The organism is Aliagarivorans marinus DSM 23064, assembly GCF_000429485.1.
Taxonomy (GTDB): Bacteria; Pseudomonadota; Gammaproteobacteria; order Enterobacterales; family Celerinatantimonadaceae; genus Aliagarivorans; species Aliagarivorans marinus.
In genome coordinates this window covers 242,728-260,005 of sequence record NZ_KE386909.1, presented here as the reverse complement: position 1 = coordinate 260,005, position 17,278 = coordinate 242,728, and the positions used below count along the sequence as shown (strand labels likewise).

15 protein-coding genes and 1 tRNA gene are annotated in these 17,278 nt (G+C 54.2%); 3 read left to right on the top strand and 13 right to left on the bottom strand.

The window, feature by feature from the left end; genetic code table 11:
- The 4 genes from G461_RS0120830 to G461_RS0120815 form a co-directional block, all read right to left on the bottom strand.
- Positions 1-77: transfer RNA gene (locus G461_RS0120830), tRNA-Asp, on the bottom strand.
- 290 nt (positions 78-367) lie between these two features.
- Positions 368-679: a hypothetical protein gene (locus G461_RS0120825; RefSeq protein ID WP_157360386.1), complete on the bottom strand. Its 312-nt coding sequence runs from the start codon at positions 677-679 to the stop codon at positions 368-370.
- Positions 680-982: 303 nt separating this feature from the next.
- The gene (locus G461_RS25720; protein ID WP_051333735.1) at positions 983-3,544 is read right to left on the bottom strand and encodes a family 14 glycosylhydrolase; all 2,562 of its coding nucleotides are present in this window, start codon (positions 3,542-3,544) and stop codon (positions 983-985) included.
- Positions 3,545-4,529: 985 nt separating this feature from the next.
- Complete coding sequence (locus G461_RS0120815; RefSeq protein ID WP_026973298.1) at positions 4,530-5,270, bottom strand: FadR/GntR family transcriptional regulator; 741 nt, start codon at positions 5,268-5,270, stop codon at positions 4,530-4,532.
- A 135-nt stretch (positions 5,271-5,405) separates the two neighbouring features.
- On the opposite strand from G461_RS0120815, the gene G461_RS0120810 reads away from it, so the two are divergent.
- Positions 5,406-6,335, top strand: coding sequence for a pyridoxal-phosphate dependent enzyme (locus G461_RS0120810; RefSeq protein WP_026973297.1), 930 nt, complete (start codon positions 5,406-5,408; stop codon positions 6,333-6,335).
- 17 nt (positions 6,336-6,352) lie between these two features.
- Here G461_RS0120810 and G461_RS25060 read toward each other — a convergent pair whose 3' ends face one another.
- The gene (locus G461_RS25060) at positions 6,353-7,102 is read right to left on the bottom strand and encodes a hypothetical protein (RefSeq protein ID WP_035480951.1); all 750 of its coding nucleotides are present in this window, start codon (positions 7,100-7,102) and stop codon (positions 6,353-6,355) included.
- Positions 7,103-7,273: 171 nt separating this feature from the next.
- Positions 7,274-8,218 (bottom strand): chemotaxis protein CheV, encoded by a 945-nt coding sequence (locus G461_RS0120800; RefSeq protein WP_026973296.1) that lies wholly within the window; start codon positions 8,216-8,218, stop codon positions 7,274-7,276.
- A gap of 146 nt (positions 8,219-8,364) precedes the next feature.
- On the opposite strand from G461_RS0120800, the gene G461_RS25055 reads away from it, so the two are divergent.
- Positions 8,365-8,880 (top strand): RNA methyltransferase, encoded by a 516-nt coding sequence (locus tag G461_RS25055; protein ID WP_245579595.1) that lies wholly within the window; start codon positions 8,365-8,367, stop codon positions 8,878-8,880.
- On the opposite strand, the gene G461_RS0120790 is transcribed toward G461_RS25055, so the two are convergent.
- The 3 genes from G461_RS0120790 to G461_RS0120780 all read right to left on the bottom strand — a co-directional run bounded on the left by G461_RS0120790 (position 8,877) and on the right by G461_RS0120780 (position 11,770).
- Positions 8,877-9,077, bottom strand: coding sequence for a hypothetical protein (locus G461_RS0120790; protein ID WP_157360385.1), 201 nt, complete (start codon positions 9,075-9,077; stop codon positions 8,877-8,879). The two genes, G461_RS25055 and G461_RS0120790, sit on opposite strands and share 4 nt — an antisense overlap.
- A 354-nt stretch (positions 9,078-9,431) precedes the next feature.
- On the bottom strand, positions 9,432-9,650 hold the full coding sequence (locus G461_RS25050) for a hypothetical protein (RefSeq protein ID WP_157360384.1): 219 nt from the start codon (positions 9,648-9,650) through the stop codon (positions 9,432-9,434).
- Between the two features lie 569 nt (positions 9,651-10,219).
- The gene (locus tag G461_RS0120780; protein WP_026973294.1) at positions 10,220-11,770 is read right to left on the bottom strand and encodes a glutamate synthase-related protein; all 1,551 of its coding nucleotides are present in this window, start codon (positions 11,768-11,770) and stop codon (positions 10,220-10,222) included.
- A gap of 116 nt (positions 11,771-11,886) precedes the next feature.
- Between G461_RS0120780 and ggt the strand changes: the two genes are divergently transcribed.
- The gene (gene ggt, locus G461_RS0120775; protein WP_026973293.1) at positions 11,887-13,611 is read left to right on the top strand and encodes a gamma-glutamyltransferase; all 1,725 of its coding nucleotides are present in this window, start codon (positions 11,887-11,889) and stop codon (positions 13,609-13,611) included.
- A gap of 100 nt (positions 13,612-13,711) precedes the next feature.
- Here ggt and G461_RS0120770 read toward each other — a convergent pair whose 3' ends face one another.
- From G461_RS0120770 to G461_RS0120755, 4 genes are all read right to left on the bottom strand, one after another.
- A complete protein-coding gene (locus G461_RS0120770) occupies positions 13,712-14,254 on the bottom strand; it encodes an outer membrane beta-barrel protein (RefSeq protein ID WP_026973292.1) in 543 nt (180 codons plus the stop codon).
- 302 nt (positions 14,255-14,556) lie between these two features.
- Positions 14,557-14,958, bottom strand: coding sequence for a bactofilin family protein (locus G461_RS0120765; RefSeq protein WP_084405179.1), 402 nt, complete (start codon positions 14,956-14,958; stop codon positions 14,557-14,559).
- Positions 14,862-15,812 carry a M23 family metallopeptidase gene (locus tag G461_RS0120760; protein ID WP_026973291.1) on the bottom strand — a complete coding sequence of 317 codons (951 nt, stop codon included), beginning with the start codon at positions 15,810-15,812 and terminating at the stop codon, positions 14,862-14,864. Before G461_RS0120760 ends, G461_RS0120765 begins: the two co-directional genes overlap by 97 nt.
- Positions 15,813-16,110: 298 nt before the next feature.
- Complete coding sequence (locus G461_RS0120755) at positions 16,111-17,031, bottom strand: LysR family transcriptional regulator (protein ID WP_026973290.1); 921 nt, start codon at positions 17,029-17,031, stop codon at positions 16,111-16,113.
- Between the last annotated feature and the right edge of the window lie 247 nt (positions 17,032-17,278).

Below are 17,278 nucleotides of genomic sequence, written 5' to 3'. Positions count from 1 at the left end.
TGGCGGAGTGGACGGGACTCGAACCCGCGACCCCCGGCGTGACAGGCCGGTATTCTAACCAACTGAACTACCACTCCGCTGTGCCATCTCGTCTGATGCGGCGCAGATAATACGGTTCTGCCTAAAGTGAGTCAACAAAGTTTTTCAGATTTCTGTAAAATTTGGTTCAAGCGCCTGACTTTTAGGCAATTGGCTGTTTATTCAAGCGATTTGACTCTACATTCAGGCTAATTTCGCTGTTGTGCTACCCACTTGCTTGCGCAAATAGCAGTGCCAACTTAGCAAGATCTAGGCTCAGCGACCCACCTCCCAAAGCGCGTTTGCTGCTTTATCAACCACATAGGCCTTTTGAGCCAGCAAGCCCTGCTTAAGAAGTGCGCACCGCCATTAAACGTGCAGTCAACTTAACCACTGTCGCCGGCACCAATACCGCGAAAGTAGCCTTGGCGAGCATGCTCACCAACATCGGCTGCAGCCCCTCATTGCCCATAATCCGCTCGAACGGCACGCTGAACAGCAGCCACCATAACATGGGAGTAAACAGGCACATGCTTAGCCTGAGCAATACGGGGGAATAAAGGGGGGAGAGCTCACGTAACACTTGGCGCGTAATCAGCACACACAAGCACACCGCCACCACCGCAGAGAGCGACAGTGACAGATACATTAAGTATTCCATCTGATTTACCGTTTATATCTTTATTATTTGAATATATCCAAACAACCCCAAGATGCAGGATTAAGAGGTTGCTTGGATATAAAGATATTGCTTGCAGGGAAGAAAAGCTACTACTGACTACTAATAGCGATTCACATGAAAGGAGAGCCACTCCTTTTGACTTCCTCTATCGCCCTGTGGCATTGAACTCCGCTTAATCGCGCGCATAAGGAAGTTCAGCTATAGCGGCGTGCTTAACGTTGGTAAATAGCCAATAAAAAAGCCCTAAGGGTATGCTTAGGGCTTTAAAGTCAGTCAGCGAAGTTAGGCACTGGCGTTAATCAACTTCTTCAACTCACGCATCGGCGTAGGCTCATCATCAAAGAAGTTCTGCATCCGCAGCAAGGTGAGTCCGTCATAGCCAGGTGATTGGTTAAGCGCCCGAGCCATTTGCGCCCAGCCCTGCGGGTTATAGAGCTCGCCCGCCAAGGCATTCTCACCCATCAGTGACACTTGGCACTCACTGGCCGCTTGTGCCATCCAATCAACCAAGTCGGCGGCCCGCGAATAGCCTTCGTAGTCTTTGTTGATCATCTCCAGGCACGTGAAGTGCACCGCCATACGGCTACTCTCCGCCTCCGGCAGCAATCCATTGAGTAGGTTTAGATACTCATTCTGGTTGCTGCTGTTCAAGCAAGGATGCACCGCAATCAGCCCCGCGGTCACCTCGGCGGCCCGTGGTTGCTCGGGGGAGCTGACCACCCAGTGGATCCCCGGGATCTTGACCCCAATCGCCACCGCGCTCATCGCTTCGTCGTTGAACACATCCAACGCGAGCTTATAGATGCGGCGGCCATGGCCCACCAACGCATGGTGATACCAGTTAAGGAACTCCCTCGCCCAGGCATTATGAATATAACGCTTGTGGGAGAAGATCCATTCGGCATCGGGTATCACCGCTTGCTCAAAACGCTCATGGGTGAAACCGAAGTGGCCGTTAAGCTCACCGATGGTGTGAAAGCTGCGCTTAAGGTGATTCACCCAATCGCGCTTGGCCAGCTCGCTGTAGCATTGCAGAGTGCCGCGGTTGGGATAGTTACCCCAATCGTGAGCGTTGTAGCTCGGGTAGCGTAGCTCCCCGGCAGGCCCCAGGCTGACGTTGATTTCATCCATCATGCCCGCGTGGTTAGCGTAGTGCTGCTTAAAGGCCTCCATAAAGCGCTGGTAGTAGGGCAACACATAGTCATCGGCCCATAGCGATACGTACTCCATCGAGGCATCGCCGGTCTCTGATACATATTGCAGATCCTGCACCCGACTCAGCTCGTCATGGCTCTCCAGCAGCCGCCCCCACAGCCATAGTGGGATCGCCTGCATGTAGTCGTCGTTGACGTTGCCACCGGCCTGATGGAAGGAAAGGATGGGCACCCAATGCATGCCCTGGCGCGCCAGCACCTCAACCACCCGGTCGTAATAGCTCCAATCGAAGCGGCCCGGCTTTTCGCCTTCCACCAGTCCCCACCAGATATCGGTAGAGATGGCCGTCACCCCGGTGCGGCGTAGCTCTTTCAGCTCGGCCTCAAATTCAATCCAGTTCTCTTCTTCCAGCAGCTGCTTTTGGTTGGCAACCTTTAAGTGCAATGGCCCCATCACCCTAAACTGCTTACCGCCCAAAGACTTGCTCTGGCTTTGCTGGTATTTGAACTTGTTGAGCTGCTGCAGGCGGCTTTTAACCACTGCTTGCTGGCCCAGCTGGGCTAAGTCGTTAAACACCCAGCCGCTGAACTCCTGATGCTGAATCACCGCGTGATAGAGCTGATCCCAAGCTGGATGGTTGGCCAGCGATTGCGGGCGACTGTTTTGCGCCAAACAATCCAACTTGAGCTGGCTCACCGCCGCCAACAGCAAGGGCTTGGCACGAAGTACCTGAGATGACTCCAGGCCATTGATGATCACCTGCAGACGCTGGCTACTGGCTTGCTGCCAGCTTTCAAGCTGCTGGGCCTGATAGGCCACTTGCAGCTCGTGGCCCTCGGCATAGTGGGGATTCAAGCCACTCATCACATTTTGCAGAGCCTGCTCGCCATGCATCTTCTCGATAGACGGCAGCAGCAGCGCCAACTTGCTCTCTTGCCACGGGCCGGTAAACACCTTGTTGGCGGTGCTTAGCATCTCTGCAATGTAGGCCTGCCACTGCACGCAGTACCAGCTTGCCACATCGCTCAGCCAACGCGGCTGTTCGCCATTAGCATCGAGCGTCATCACTCGGCGCTGTAGGGCCGCTTGCCAGTTCTCCTCGGGCTCTAACTGCCAGGCCGCGTGCCAGTCTTGGCGCTGTTGGTATTTTTCCAACATGGCAGCCTCAAGACTTGCCAGTGCCGCAGGCGCAAAGCAGAACAGGCGAAACTGCTCAGACTTGTACGGCAGGCACGCCTCGCCCCGCTCACCCAGACCCAGTAGCACGGTCTGGCTGGCCGGAGCAAACTCTGCTAATTGCTCGGCGAAGGCCTGCATCCAGCCGCCAAACAGCTCAACCATCTGGCTGCGGCACCATACGCCCGGCACGGTGGAGGTATCTACACCCCGCTGGTCGATAAGTTTGCTACTGCCAAGGCCTGCCTCGGGCGGCGTCTTTTGCTTGATGTGGCCCCAAAACCAATCCGGCAAGGCCTGCTCATCGAAGGCCGCACCAAACTGCAGTTGGAACTGCAACTTAAATCCATGTTTTTGCAAGCGCTGGCAAAGCGCTTTTACGCCTTGCCAAGAAGCATCTTGTTTGATTTGCTCTGGAGCCAGCGGCGCAATGCGACGCCAATGAATAGGGATGAGTACAGCATCTACGCCACTTTGGCGTAGCTTTCTTAAACTGGGTGCCAATGCATCCAATTGTTCCGTCAATGTAACAGGACAAGGGGTAGCGACAAGCTCAGCCATTGTTTGGCAACCCGTAACCCAAGCGGTACGTGCTTTCATTACCGTTCCTCTAGATGAAATTGCTGCTAGTTAGCCGAATTAACCTATGACTCGACAAGTTTGCAAAGCATTTCAGCTGGCAAAAATGTGAGGTAAGTCACACTGATATTTAGCAAAGGTTAGTTCCTGCCCATTAGTTTCGCCATGTAATGGGGACGCGGCCCCCCCTCAACTGACAAACCCTTCATTACAATTCACGGAGTTATGCACACCTCAAGGGTTTAGCAAATATTAGCGAAACAAAATATGTAAAGATGGGGATTTATGACAACAGTGTTACGAATAATTAACTAGCCCTAGTCACATACCCACACCACCGAGGTAACAGGCTATGTTCACTGACGTGATCAGCCTCCATAAATGAAAGAAAGTTACCTAAGTAAATGATCCATCAATAGCGAAGGAAAAATCTCTTTCCCTTTCATTGGCTTAGCACGTAGTTTAATGACCAAAGGATCGCGGGATCCGCGCCAACTGGGGCGCGCCACGGATCATCGTAGTGGAGGGATTCATAGCGCGAAGGGAAGTAAGTTAGCAAGGGGAGGTGTCAATACAATTACAGGTAAAACCGATAAAAAAGAATTTTTTACTAATTTTTGGTGACTATATTGACGGCAAAACCACCATTTTCCCAAGCCGCACAGTTGCTCGCCTTCAGAGTTTTATCCACAGGTTTGTGCACTGTTTTTGTGGGAAACTTCCCCTACGGTGGATAGCCAGTTGGCAGAGGATCCTTCGGCGGCAGAATGGTTCTCGCCGGGAATGCACTAAATGAGAGATTTAACACAAAACTTCATTGAGTCAGCCCCGCTAACTTTCGAAATTGAAAGAAAAAAAACAGGAGGTAAATAAACTCTCCTGTTCTCTCAGTTCGTTTCGTGACCGGAGCTTAGCAACACTATCCCAACATCTTCTGGATGGTATTGGCCAAGGCCTCAAACTTATGTCGGCGGCTATCACCCAATAACTTAATGCTGGCCTCTCGGGCGGCATCCACATCGCCTTCGACAATGGCATCACACACCTCGCGGTGAAAGGCAATATTGGCGTTCCCCAAATTGGAGGAGTGCTTGGGGAAGGTAGTAAACATGGTGCGCAATACGTTGGCGAAGGGGATGAAAAAGTGGTTGCCGGTGGCCAGGAAGATCTGGCGGTGGAACTCCATATCGGTTTCCAGCCAATCAACGCTAGGGTCGCCATTGACCAATGCTTCCATACGCTCCATGGTTTCGCACAGCTGCTTTTTTTGCTCCGGGGTGCCATTCTGTGCAGCCAGAATGGCCGCTTCAGGCTCGATACTGCGACGCAACGCTAGAAAGTCGTGATACACCTGGGTGGCATTACTCAGGCCGTTCATCCATTCGAGCAGTTGAACATCCAGAAAATTCCAATGCTCGCGCGCCCGTACCCGGGTGCCGATTTTCGGGCGTGACTCCAGCAAGCCCTTGGCATTGAGTAGCTTGATCGCTTCTCGAAGGGCTGTTCGGCTGACTTTATACCGCTCGCATAACTCCATCTCACCGGGGATAATCCGCCCCACCGACCACTTGCCGGAGAGGATCTTGCGCGCCACATCTTTGGCGACAAATAGGTGGACACTGCGTTTGCGAGAGGTGTTAGTCTTTGTTTCTTCTGCCATTACCATCAAAAAGCCAGCTAATACTAGTTCCGGATTTTACCCCTGAGAGCGACACTCAGGAAGTCTTTTATTTTACCGCGCTGCGATGCACCATAGAGTGATAGCAGATACCAACCTAACTCCAGTATAAAACAGATGCTCAACCTCCCCAGTCCAGTCACCTCCTTCGAGTGGCAAAACCGGCGCTTCTATATCAAACGCGATGAGCTGATCCACCCGCACTTCTCTGGCAACAAAGCCCGTAAGTTTATGCAACTACTTGCAGAGCCGGCATCCCGATACCAAGGCTTAGTCGGCTTTGGCTCGGCCCAGGCAAACTCCCTGTATAGCCTGGCCGCGCTGTGCCACCTCAAGGGTTGGCGATTGGACTACTACGTTGACCACATCGCCAGTTACCTTAAGCAGCAGCCAAGCGGCAACTGCGCCGCTGCGCTGGAGCTGGGGGCAAACATCATTGACTGTGGCGCAGCACGCCGAGCCAGCGGCTTGACGATGCAAGAGTACCTGCAACAAACGATATTACTCGATGAAGGCCAACTGCTAATTCCCGAAGGGGGTCGCTGTAGCCTAGCCAAGCCCGGCGTAGTGCAACTAGCCAAGGAGATAAATAGCTGGCGTAACGATGAAGGCTTTGAGCAACTGATAGTGATGCTCCCCAGCGGCACCGGCACCACGGCGGTCTATCTTGCTCAGCACTTTGCCCTGCATTGCCCGGGGGTTCAGGTGTGGACCTGCGCCTGTGTCGGTGGCAGCGACTATCTAAAACAGCAGTTCACAGAGCTGGTGAGCAATCCACAGCAGCACCCAAGGGTGTTGCCGTTGGCCAAACCCCACCATTTCGGCAAGCTATATCCCGAGCAATACCGCCTGTGGCAAACGCTGCTGGCAGAGACTGGCATCGAGTTTGATTTGCTCTATGACCCGCTGGGTTGGCAATGCCTGCTGGCAACGCTTAAGCAACAATCGGTAAGCACTCCGATACTGTATCTTCATCAAGGTGGGCTGGCGGGCAATCCGAGCATGCAGGCGCGCTACCAGCGCAAGCTTGCTCGGGATAAGCACTAGCTCATAGGGGCAGCTCACTAGTGCCAGTCTTCCCCGTATGGGTAGTGATGGTACTGGCTGCTGCTAAGTGCCTGCCGATACTGCTTAGTTGGCTGCGCCAGACACTGGGTACCGGTAAATTCGGGCTCACTCCAGTCATCGCCTCCCAGATACTCACGCACATAGCCCCAGCTGCCACAACCCACAATGCTGTCGATATCGCCGCGGCGTTGGCAGACCACACAGGTTTCAAACTGCACCCAGATATCTTCACCGCTTACGCCGTAGGCATCGGTAACAAAGGGCGTATCGTAAATCCCCACCGTTGAGATCCGCTCTACCCGGCCTTGCCAAGGCTTGTCGCGATCATCTTGGGGAGTGAGGTGGGTGCCCCTGCCATGTTCCAGGTTAGCGCTGTCGTAGAAGGGTTCGCGGGCATTCGCGGGTGCATCGATTTGGCTGGCGGTTTCGCCCTTGCTCAGGGTGCGGTTGGTATTGCGGACTTGCAGCATCCGATACTGGTCGCACTGGGCGATGTTATCCAGATCCAACTCGCCCGCGCGATTAGCAAACAGGTGGATCTCCAAGCCCACCCCCGTGGCGTTATCCCGTGCGGTATAGGAGGCCTCATAGCGGCTGCTGTGATACCAGGGCTGCGAGAATACCAGCACACCTATGGCCGTACGCTCATAGCTGACCGGGCATACCTTGTTGACCAGCAGCTCCTCGGCATTGGCCACATAGGCCAGACTCAAACCACACGCGATTGCTCCAAACCAGTACTGCATGGGCAGCCCTCCTGTCGCACACTATTCACTAAAGTGTAGTCAGAAGTTCATGAGCAGCTGCTATTGCACCGTGCTGGCTGTATGGCTTTAGCAACACGCCTTGCTGTATCGCCTTGAAGTATTGGGATAAAAAAACACCGGCGAGTGCCGGTGTGTTCGATGTTTTGAGATTTACTTGCTGAGTAGCTCGCGCATTCGCTGCTGCACCACATCCACCAGCAGATCAGGCTGGAACTTGGAGATAAAGCGGTCACAGCCCACCTTTTTCACCATCGCTTCGTTAAAGCTGCCGCTTAGCGAGGTGTTAAGGGTGATAAACATCTTGGACAGGCGTGGGTCATCGCGGATCTCTGCGGTCAGGCGATAGCCGTCCATCTCTGGCATCTCAGCATCGGTGATCATCAACAGCAGCTCTTGGTCGATATCCTTGCCCTCGTCCGCCACCTGCTTGAGGAAGTCGAGCGCCTGTCGGCCGTTTTCCGCCTCGATAAACTCCATTCCCAGTTGGCCAAGGGTTGCTTTTACCTGTTGGCGGGCGGTGGAAGAGTCGTCCACCACCAGCACCTTTTTGCCGGCGAGATGCGAGGCAACGTCATGGTCGAGTACCTCTTCTGAGATGGTGGCATCGTAATCGACAATCTCGGCAAGCACCTTCTCCACGTCGATGATCTCAACCAACTGCTCGCCATCGCCATCTGTAATCTTGGTGATTGCGGTGAGGTAGTTGCCACGTCCAGCGGTATTCGGGGGCGGCAGCACGTCTTTCCAGGAGGTGTTCACGATATGCGCCACCTCGCCCACCCAGAACCCCTGCACAGTGCGGTTGTACTCGGTAATGATCAGATTGGCGGAGTCGACGTCTTGCTTACCGGGCATGCCTATCGCCGCGCGCAGGTCGATAACCGGGATCGACGTGCCACGCAAAGTGGCCACACCGGTGATGCTGCTGTGGGATCCCGGCAGCCGATTAAGCTTGGGAAGCTTCACCACTTCCTTCACTTTGAACACGTTGATAGCAAACAGCTGACGAGAATTCAGCTTAAAAATCAACAACTCTAAGCGGTTCTCACCAACCAGGTTGGTACGCTGGTCAACCGAGTCCAACATCCCTGACATAATCGTTTCTCAGTGGCTAAAGCTAAAGGCTAAGTCTAACACTCATAAAGGAAAACCCGCAAAGCGCCGGAGCAATTGGAAGGCTAGATTTAGACCGACTTCTCGGTATAATCCCCGCGTTTTAGATATTTCGCGGAGAATAAAGGGTGAGCAACGACAAAGGCTATGCCTGTATTGGCCTGATTAACCCCAAAAATGCCGACAACGTAGGCTCGGTGATGCGCGCAGCCGGCTGCTATGGCGCTAACTCGGTGTTCTACACTGGCCGCCGTTACGGCTATGCCCGCGAATTTGCCACCGATACCAAGAACGCCAGCCACAACCTGCCGTTAATCGGTGTCGAGGACCTCAAGCAGGTCATCCCCCTCGACTGCACCCCCGTAGCTGTGGAGCTGGTCGATGATGCCCAGCCCCTCACCGACTACAAACACCCGGAGCGGGCCTTTTACATCTTCGGCCCCGAAGATGGCTCGGTGCCTAAAGAGGTGCTGAAGTGGTGCCAAGAAGTGGTCTACATCCCCACCAAGGGCTGCATGAACCTCGCGGCCACCGCCAATGTGGTGTTGTACGATCGCATGCTAAAGGGCACCGTGCACGGTAAGCCTTGGGGGCTAAAGCAAGACCAGCAAGAGCAGCCCGACGCGGACAGCAAGCAGGACTAGTGGCGCTTCACCACGTGGATCGCACCTTCTGCTTTTAACGCGGTTATGAATTCACTATCGAAGTAAATGGGCTCCTCACTGTAGTAGCTATCACTGAGCGCCTTTTTACTGTCGATGTCTTCCACCACCCCTTCCGCTTTGTTATACACCATCTCACTAATCTGCAGCGCCAGCTGATCACCTTCGATGGCCGCCACCCGCATCGCGCCGTATTGGTAGTCTGGGTCGACGTTGTATACCCAAACTACCTCAAGATGCAGGATTCAGAGGAACTCAATGCCCATAGAGCGAGGCGAAAGTACAAAGGAATGCTCACCCATTTCTAGTGCTTTCAACGAAGAACTATGGGCATTGAGCTCCTCCCTATGGGCGAGTTTCCCAGGCCCCCATGCCGCGTTACTGCTCCTTGATTTAGACCACTAGATCAGCGCAGCAGTGCCTTGCCTGGGGGCCTGGAAAATCTCGCTGAACAAGCATCTTGAGGTGGTTTGGGTATAATCCACCTTATCGAAGTCCACAACATAGATATCGTTAACCGCAGGCGCTGCGATTTAGCTGTCGGTATTTCGATCTTCACTGGCGACACCCACCGTCGACACACCAATCACCGCAGCAATCAACAGCAACCCCGTGAACATCGGTAAGACATTGCGCTTGGTAAAGCAACCCGCACGCACCTTTTGCGCTAACTCCATCGGCAACTCTTTGGCGCTCATGGTCCGTTTACAGTGGCTGCACTCAAGGAGTACATCCCGGCCAATCAGGAACATCGGGATCCAATAGATGTGAAAGTAGCGCAGCACACCGAAAGAGATGAACTGGCTAGGGCCTGTTTAACTCTCGTGTTCGAGTTTTGTTCATTTTAAACGGGATCTGAGCAAGGAGTGAGTGACGCGGCATAGTTATCCTATGTGAGAAACGAAGGACGCCGCGCAGATGCCGTTTAAATGAACCCGGAGGGCTGCGTTTCTAGGCCAATCATTCAGCGTCAAAGGCTGCTTATGTAGATGACTACACGGCACAGCCTTTTCCTCGCCTGATTGGCCTAGAACTCGCTGCAAAAGTGAACACGAGAGTCAAACAGGCCCTACTCGACAGTGCGGGCACACAGGGCCTTGCACCATTTGTTCATTACAGGTTTTCGAGCGGGTTCCCCAAACAATCATCTCATCTCCCTATGAGTTTTTATTGATGTTTGAGCACTAGGTTTACATAGGTATCTGGGTGAAGAATATCTTTAAGATCAAAGCGATAAACGATGTAATGACTGGATAGTGAGTTTTGCAATCTGGCGAGCAGTTTGACGGCGGGCAAACGCCCACCGTCTTTGACAAAAGGCCTAGTCGACGCTTACACCGCTGTAGGGGATCCCGGCAAGCTTAGCTAACTCGCGATGCCAAGTGGCGATATCGGCCAACTCAAACTGGCTGAGTGAGTCATGACCACAAGCCCGCGCCATTACCTGCATCAGCTGCACCGACGATTGCAGGTAGCGCTGCAGGTTGGCCGCTGCCACATCCACATCCAGCAACTTACGCAGGTCAGGGTCTTGGGTGGCAATACCCGAGGGGCACTGGTTGCTATTGCACATCCGCGCCGCCACACAGCCGATCGCCTGCATCGCCGAGTTAGCCAGCGCCACACCATCAGCCCCCAGCGCTAAGGCTTTAACAAAGTCCATGGGCATGCGCAGCCCACCAGTCACTATCAACGTCACCTTACCGCTGGCGCCCTGTTGGTCCAGGTAGCGGCGGGCCCGTGCTAAGGCTGGTATGGTGGGCACGCTGATATGGTCACGGAAGATCTCCGGCGCCGCCCCAGTACCACCGCCGCGACCATCGAGGATGATGTAGTCGGCGCCGGCATCAAGGGCAAACTGCACATCGGCTTCAATGCGATTGGCACTGAGTTTAAAGCCCACCGGAATGCCGCCGGTAATCTCTCTGACCCGCCCGGCAAAGCGCTCGAAGTCCTTCACGCTGTGCAAATCGGTAAAGGTGGCAGGTGAGATGGCGGCCTCACCGACATTCAGGCCGCGTGTCTTAGCGATCTTCTCGGTCACCTTGTTGCCCGGAAGGTGGCCGCCGGTGCCGGTTTTCGCCGCTTGCCCACCTTTAAAGTGAAAGGCTTGAACCTGTTTGAGCAAGCCCTCCTGATAACCAAACTGGGCACTGGCCAGCTCATAGAAGTAGCGCGAGTTAGCCGCTTGCTCTTCTACCAACATGCCGCCCTCACCCGAGCAGATACCGGTACCCGCCAGCTCCGCACCTTTTGCCATCGCGACCTTGGCCTCTTGGGATAGCGCGCCAAAGCTCATATCGGAGACAAACAGCGGAATCGCTAGCTCCAGCGGCTTTTTCGCCTCGGGGCCGATGACCAAACGGGTATCCACTTCGCTGCCATCTTGCAGCGGTTTGCTGGCGAGCTGGGCCACCATCACCTGGATATCGTTCCAGTCAGGCAGCTGGCTGCGCGGTACCCCCATCGACACCATCGCACCATGCTTGGAGTTCAGCCCTTGCTTCGCCAACTGATGAATCGCCGCCACTGTGGGCTCTTCTGGAGTGGCCTGCACCGCCGGGCCTGCAGCGCTGGCTTTGTCACTCTCGATCTCGGGAGCTGGCTCCGGGGCCTTGCCCACCATATCTGCGCTAAACTGCTTGTGGGTGCCATCGCAGTAGGGCTGGTTGCCACTTTGCTTACAGGCGCATAGATAGGCTTCGCCATCGGCTTTTGCGGTAAAGGCCTGCGGCGTGATACCCGAGCCGGCATGGGAGCCATCGCAAAACGGCTGTTTCTTGGAGAGGCCGCAGCGACAGAAGTAGTACTCCTTGCCCGCTTCCAGTTCGACCCCTATTGGCTTGTTATCTGCAATAATCGGTGTAGTCATATCTCTCTCCAGATAATATTTATAGTGCGAGTCAAATGACGTTGTTTAAAGATGGAAGGCAATCGTCAAAACTACAATCCGTGTGGTTGATTAGATCAGTCAAAGGGAAGGAAACCATGAAACGAGTCATCGCACTGCTAAGCCTGAGCCTGCTGGCGCCCGCCGGCATGGCCCAGCAACAAGCTGACCAACACGCACCGGAGCTGGCCAGTGCACTGCAAGACAAAACCACCGCGACCGCCAAGCAATTCATGGTGTCCGCCGCCAACCCCTTAGCGGTGGAGGCGGGCTATCAGATCCTCAAACAAGGCGGTAGCGCGGTTGATGCCATGGTGGCGGTGCAAGCCATGCTGGGACTGGTAGAGCCCCAATCTTCAGGAATAGGTGGCGGCGCCTTTGTGCTCTATTTCGATGCCGAGAACAAGCAGTTACTGAGCTTTGATGCCCGTGAAACCGCCCCACTAAAGGCCAGCGAGTCACTGTTTCTCGATGAGCAACAGCAGCCGCTGGCATTCTTCGATGCGGTGGTGGGCGGCCGTTCAGTCGGCACACCCGGCGTGGTCAAGTTGATGGAAGTGATGCACCAGCAATACGGCATCTTGCCCTGGCCTGCGCTGTTTCGCAGTGCCATCGAGCGCGCCGAGCAAGGCTTTGTAGTGAGTCCACGTCTGGCTACCTTGGTGGCGGGCGATCAGGCGCGCCTCTCCAGCCAGCCCAGCAGTGCCGACTACTTCTACCCTTCAGGAAAAGCCATCGCCGAAGGAGACCTGCTCAAAAACCCTGACTACGCGACCAGCCTGAGTATGATTGCCGAGCAAGGCGCCAAGGCCTTTTATCAAGGTGCGATTGCCGAACAAATCGTGGCCGCGGTGCAAGATGCCGCCAAACCCGGTCTGCTAAGTCAACAAGACCTGGCTAATTATCAGGTCAAACAGCGCGAACCGGTCTGTGCGCCCTATCGCCAGTATCAGGTGTGTGGCATGGGCCCGCCGAGCTCAGGTGGCATCACCAGCCTGCAGATCCTCGGGATCTTAAGTCACTTCCCACTGGGTGAGCTGGGCCCCGATGCCCTCGATAGCTGGCGCTTGTTCGCCGATGCCTCACGGCTGGCCTTTGCCGACCGAGGCCGCTACATCGCCGATGAAGACTTCATCGAGGTGCCCACGAGCGCGCTGTTAGACCCAGACTACCTGGCCGCACGCGCCAAGCTGTTGGAGCGGCGCCAAGCCTTAGACAAGGCAGAGCCCGGCCAACTGGCGTTTAACTATCTCTCGGCGGCTAGCCCCGAGCGCCCTTCCACCACCCATATCAGCATCGTCGATGCGCAGGGTAATGTGCTGAGCATGACCAGCAGCGTGGAGAGCGCCTTTGGCTCGCGCATTATGGCGGGTGGCTTTATCTTGAACAATCAGCTGACCGACTTCTCTTTCGTGCCAAGCAAAGGTGGCGAAGCGGTGGCCAACCGGGTTCAGCCGGGCAAGCGCCCACGCTCCTCCATGGCCCCCACTATTGTGCTGGAGCAGCAGCAACCGATTATCGCCCTAGGATCCCCGGGTGGCTCAAGCATTATCGGCTACGTGACCCAAGCGCTGATAGCCCACCTCGATTGGGGGCTCAGCCTGCAACAAGCGGTGGAATTGCCGCACTTTAACAACCGCTTTGGCACCTTTGAGCTGGAACAAGACACCGTTGCCGCCGAGCGAATGGCTGAGCTAGAAGCCCTCGGCTATGAGGTGAAAGTCAAGGCCATGACCTCCGGCCTGCAGGGGATCCGTATTTACGATGATTACTTGGAAGGTGCGGCAGACCCACGCCGGGAGGGGATCGCGTTGGGCGATTGAGCCCCTAGCCCCCAACTTCTAGCTAGGTAAAAACGGGAAAAGCTTGGCACTGCCAAGCTTTCCGAAAATACCCGCTATTTCTGATTTAGCGGCTAACGCCCTAGAAACGGTAGTCCAGATACAGGCCCACTTGTTGGGTGTCTTCTAGCTTCACGCCGCGCTCATTGTAGTCTTGATCAAGGTAGCGATAGGCTAGCTCCACTGACACTTGCTCGGTAAAGCGATAGCCAGCGCCTACCTGTCCGCCCCACACGAAATCGGTTGAGCTGTTACCGTATAGTTTTGAGTCGGATAGGCCCATCGTTGCGCCACCGAACACATAGATGTCTTGATTCACCGGGTACAGATAGTCATAAGAGACCAGGAACATATGCTGTTCGAGCTTGGTGCCGTCGAACTTGTTCTCGGCATAGCCGTAGGTACCGGTGAAACGGTGATTGTCGTTGACAATCGCACCACCGCGCAGTTGGTAGGTGGCATCTTCGCTGTCTTTCTTATAGCTGTCACCTTTGATGGAGTCATTTTGGTAACCCACACCACCACCCACGAACCAATCAACCGATGCCGCAGCGGGACCACTCAAAAGTAAAGCCAAAGAAAGCGCAGCAACTGATTTCTTAGCAACAGAATTGTTCTTCAACATAATTAATACCTCACTAAACACCTAATTTGAGAAGGGCATCCTGTGCCGATGTTGTCATCCTGAATCTTCGGAAAGTGTTTTGTCTCCTCCCGACTTGCTAAGCAGTGTATACAAGCTTGTTCGACTTGATTAGAGGGACAAAACAGATATCAAAGTCACGTTTTTTATGACAAATATACTCATGCTTGAGCAGAGCGGACCGCGACGCTGGCAGAGTGTGAGTTCGAAAGTGAGGATAGAAAAGAAGGTGGGGGAAAGGATATAAAAAAGGCGGCTCCCGCCGCCCTGTCCAGTGATTCCGTTTAGGCGTTGGCCTCATCGGCCTGATTAAACTCAATCACTTGTTGCTCCTGCTCTTCAGGCAGGGTTTGACCGAACAACTTACCACCCCGTTCGATACTCAGATCGTTGGTGTGGATAGTGCCGCTCACCTGACCTTCGGCAAGGATGTCGATACGTTTTGCGAAGCAGTTACCCTCTAACTCGCCATTGACGATGATACGCTCAGCACGAATATCGCCGCTGACTCGACCATCTTTACTCACCACCAGAGAGCGTTCGCAGTGCAAGCGCCCCTCGATAATGCCGTCAATCTGGATATCGCAGCTTAGCTGGAACTCTCCGGAGATGTTGCAGCCTTTTGCGATGACAGTTGTAGATGAGGATGGAGCCTTTGCTCCAGTCTGTTTACCAAGAATTCCCATCGGATACCTTTTTCTTTTTCGAATATTGTTTCAAAGTTGTCTAAATCCCAATCCACAAAGGGACGAGGATCCAAGGCACGGCCTACAAAGCGCACCTCGTAATGTAAATGGGGCCCTGAGCTTAACCCGGTGTTACCCGAGCGCGCAATCAACTGGCCTTTTTTTACAAACTCACCTTGTTTCACATCAAAGCGATGCAGGTGGGAATACGATGAAGAAAACCCAAAGGCATGTTGAATTTTAAGGAAGTTGCCCGAGCCTTCCCGACTAGGTCGCACCACCTCAACCACCCCATCAGCTGGGGCATAGACCTTGGTGCCGGTGTTGACCGCAAAATCCAGACCGCGATGCACGGTGCTGCGCCCGGTTACCGGGTGCACCCGGCGGCCAAAGCCCGACGAGATCCGCGCCCCTGTCACCGGTGCGCCACTGGGCAGCTCCTGGAGCATGGTGCGCCGCACCGCCGAGGTTAGCGTGGCCACATCCAGTCGAGACTCCAGCTCTTGCGGCTCCTCGCTATCTACGTTGAGGATGCCTTCGATATCTCGCAGCCGGTCAGAGACATTGGATAGGCGATGTTCGCGCTCATCCAGATCAGACTCCAGATCGAGCTTGAGCTGCTGCAGGGTCTTAAGCTCCTCGCTCAAGGTCAGCGATTCAGTTTCCAACTCCTGCTGACGATGCTTGGCAAAGTCCACCTGACTGAGCAGGTAGTAGACACAGACACCGGTGCTGAGGGCGACAAAGAAAACGGTCCACAACGCACCGCGAATACTGCGCTGGGTTTTGGTGCCCAAATGGAAGTGACGAGAACCATGGACGGTTGATACTGAGACGGTAATTCGTTCTTTCATAATACTGCTTGAAGAAACCTGGCCCACCACTGCATGGCAGCATAGGGCGAAAACGATAAAGCCAAGAACGCCACTTACCAGCGGCTGAAGAGAGGAAAACTAACGCGAAGAAGACACTGAAAAGACACTAGTTATTGTGCGTAACATATTGTTTTAGTTTTACCTTTCCTAAAAGGCTTCAGCTATCTTGCTACATCTAGGTGACAAGAGGAAGTCAGCTAAAGCTGGAACAGCAAAAATTGTGAGCTAATTAGTCATTGGTGGTGAAATCTTCAACAAATCCCACACTGTAGTGTGTCTAAACGCCCTTTGCTGCAGTTAAGGTGTCGGCCAATTGCTCACATTCTTGAATAAACCAACGCAGTGCTGGCTCGAAACGGTAGATGGGATGGCAGGCCAGACAATAACCGACACGCAGTTGCGCATCCAGCTCGGTGACGGCCAAGTGGGTTTGTTGAGCATACAGGCGACCAATACCTTCAGGGATTACCGCCAGCAAGTCATGTTGCTCTAGTAGCTTGGGTAGTGCCATAAACGAAGGCACCCGCAACGCAATCGAGCGCTGCATCCCCTGCTGCGCCAGCCAGTCATCGGTGAGGGACTGGCTATGGCCCCAGCTTGAGGTATAGACATGCGACCGCGACAGCAGCGACTGTGCCGAATTCTCTTCCAAGGCATGATCGGCGCGGTGCAGGCAGACCAATGACTCACTCAACCACGGCGCAATATCCAGTTGTGCGGAGAGGTGCTCGCCTTTGCCAATACCCACCACCAAATCCAGCTCCCGGCGATTCAGGCTCTGCCAATAGTCTCCCTCACGCAGCTCAAACACTTCCAAACGGAGCCCCGGCCCCGCCTGCTGGAGGATGTCATAAAGCATCGGTACAAAGGCATATTCCACCGACGAGCTGACCGCAATCTTAAACTGTCGCTCGCTACTGGCGGGGTCAAAGTCGGTTACCTGGGTTAGCCCCAACTCCAGCGTTTGCCAGGCCTGCTCTATGGTCGGCTGCAGCAGCAAGGCCTTACTGGTGGGCTGCATCTCGCGCCCTACCTGCACGAACAAGGGGTCTTGGAACACCTCGCGCAGACGCTTTAAGGAGTGGCTTAAGGCAGGTTGACTCAGGTGCAGTCGCTGAGCAGCGCGAGAGACTTGGCGCTCTTCGAGCAGTAATTTAAAGATCTTAATCAGGTTTAAATCTAGGCGTTGCAGGTCCATTCAGGTATCTCTTTAACGTTCGGGTATTTCCGTAGTAATCGGGCATCTTCACAGCATGCTGGTGATTACATAAACAAAACGAATGCATCTATGCGAATAATTCATTTAAATCATAGCTTACTTTTACCTATTCTCCGTCTACCAAGTGACTTGCCACAAACGCCGCATTAACCATGTCGAGGCTGAGTAAGCAAGATTGACCAAAACCTGTTCACATAACGACAGTACCTCAATGAATATCATTTAG

Bases quoted from the DNA above. Each gene is read 5' to 3' on its own strand.
- G461_RS0120825 (WP_157360386.1), bottom strand. From the start codon at position 679: ATGGAATACTTAATGTATCTGTCACTGTCGCTCTCTGCGGTGGTGGCG.
- G461_RS0120815 (WP_026973298.1), bottom strand. From the start codon at position 5,270: ATGGCAGAAGAAACAAAGACTAACACCTCTCGCAAACGCAGTGTCCAC.
- G461_RS0120810 (WP_026973297.1), top strand. From the start codon at position 5,406: ATGCTCAACCTCCCCAGTCCAGTCACCTCCTTCGAGTGGCAAAACCGG.
- G461_RS25060 (WP_035480951.1), bottom strand. From the start codon at position 7,102: ATGCAGTACTGGTTTGGAGCAATCGCGTGTGGTTTGAGTCTGGCCTAT.
- G461_RS0120800 (WP_026973296.1), bottom strand. From the start codon at position 8,218: ATGTCAGGGATGTTGGACTCGGTTGACCAGCGTACCAACCTGGTTGGT.
- G461_RS25050 (WP_157360384.1), bottom strand. From the start codon at position 9,650: ATGTTCCTGATTGGCCGGGATGTACTCCTTGAGTGCAGCCACTGTAAA.
- G461_RS0120780 (WP_026973294.1), bottom strand. From the start codon at position 11,770: ATGACTACACCGATTATTGCAGATAACAAGCCAATAGGGGTCGAACTG.
- ggt (WP_026973293.1), top strand. From the start codon at position 11,887: ATGAAACGAGTCATCGCACTGCTAAGCCTGAGCCTGCTGGCGCCCGCC.
- G461_RS0120770 (WP_026973292.1), bottom strand. From the start codon at position 14,254: ATGTTGAAGAACAATTCTGTTGCTAAGAAATCAGTTGCTGCGCTTTCT.
- G461_RS0120765 (WP_084405179.1), bottom strand. From the start codon at position 14,958: ATGGGAATTCTTGGTAAACAGACTGGAGCAAAGGCTCCATCCTCATCT.
- G461_RS0120760 (WP_026973291.1), bottom strand. From the start codon at position 15,812: ATGAAAGAACGAATTACCGTCTCAGTATCAACCGTCCATGGTTCTCGT.
- G461_RS0120755 (WP_026973290.1), bottom strand. From the start codon at position 17,031: ATGGACCTGCAACGCCTAGATTTAAACCTGATTAAGATCTTTAAATTA.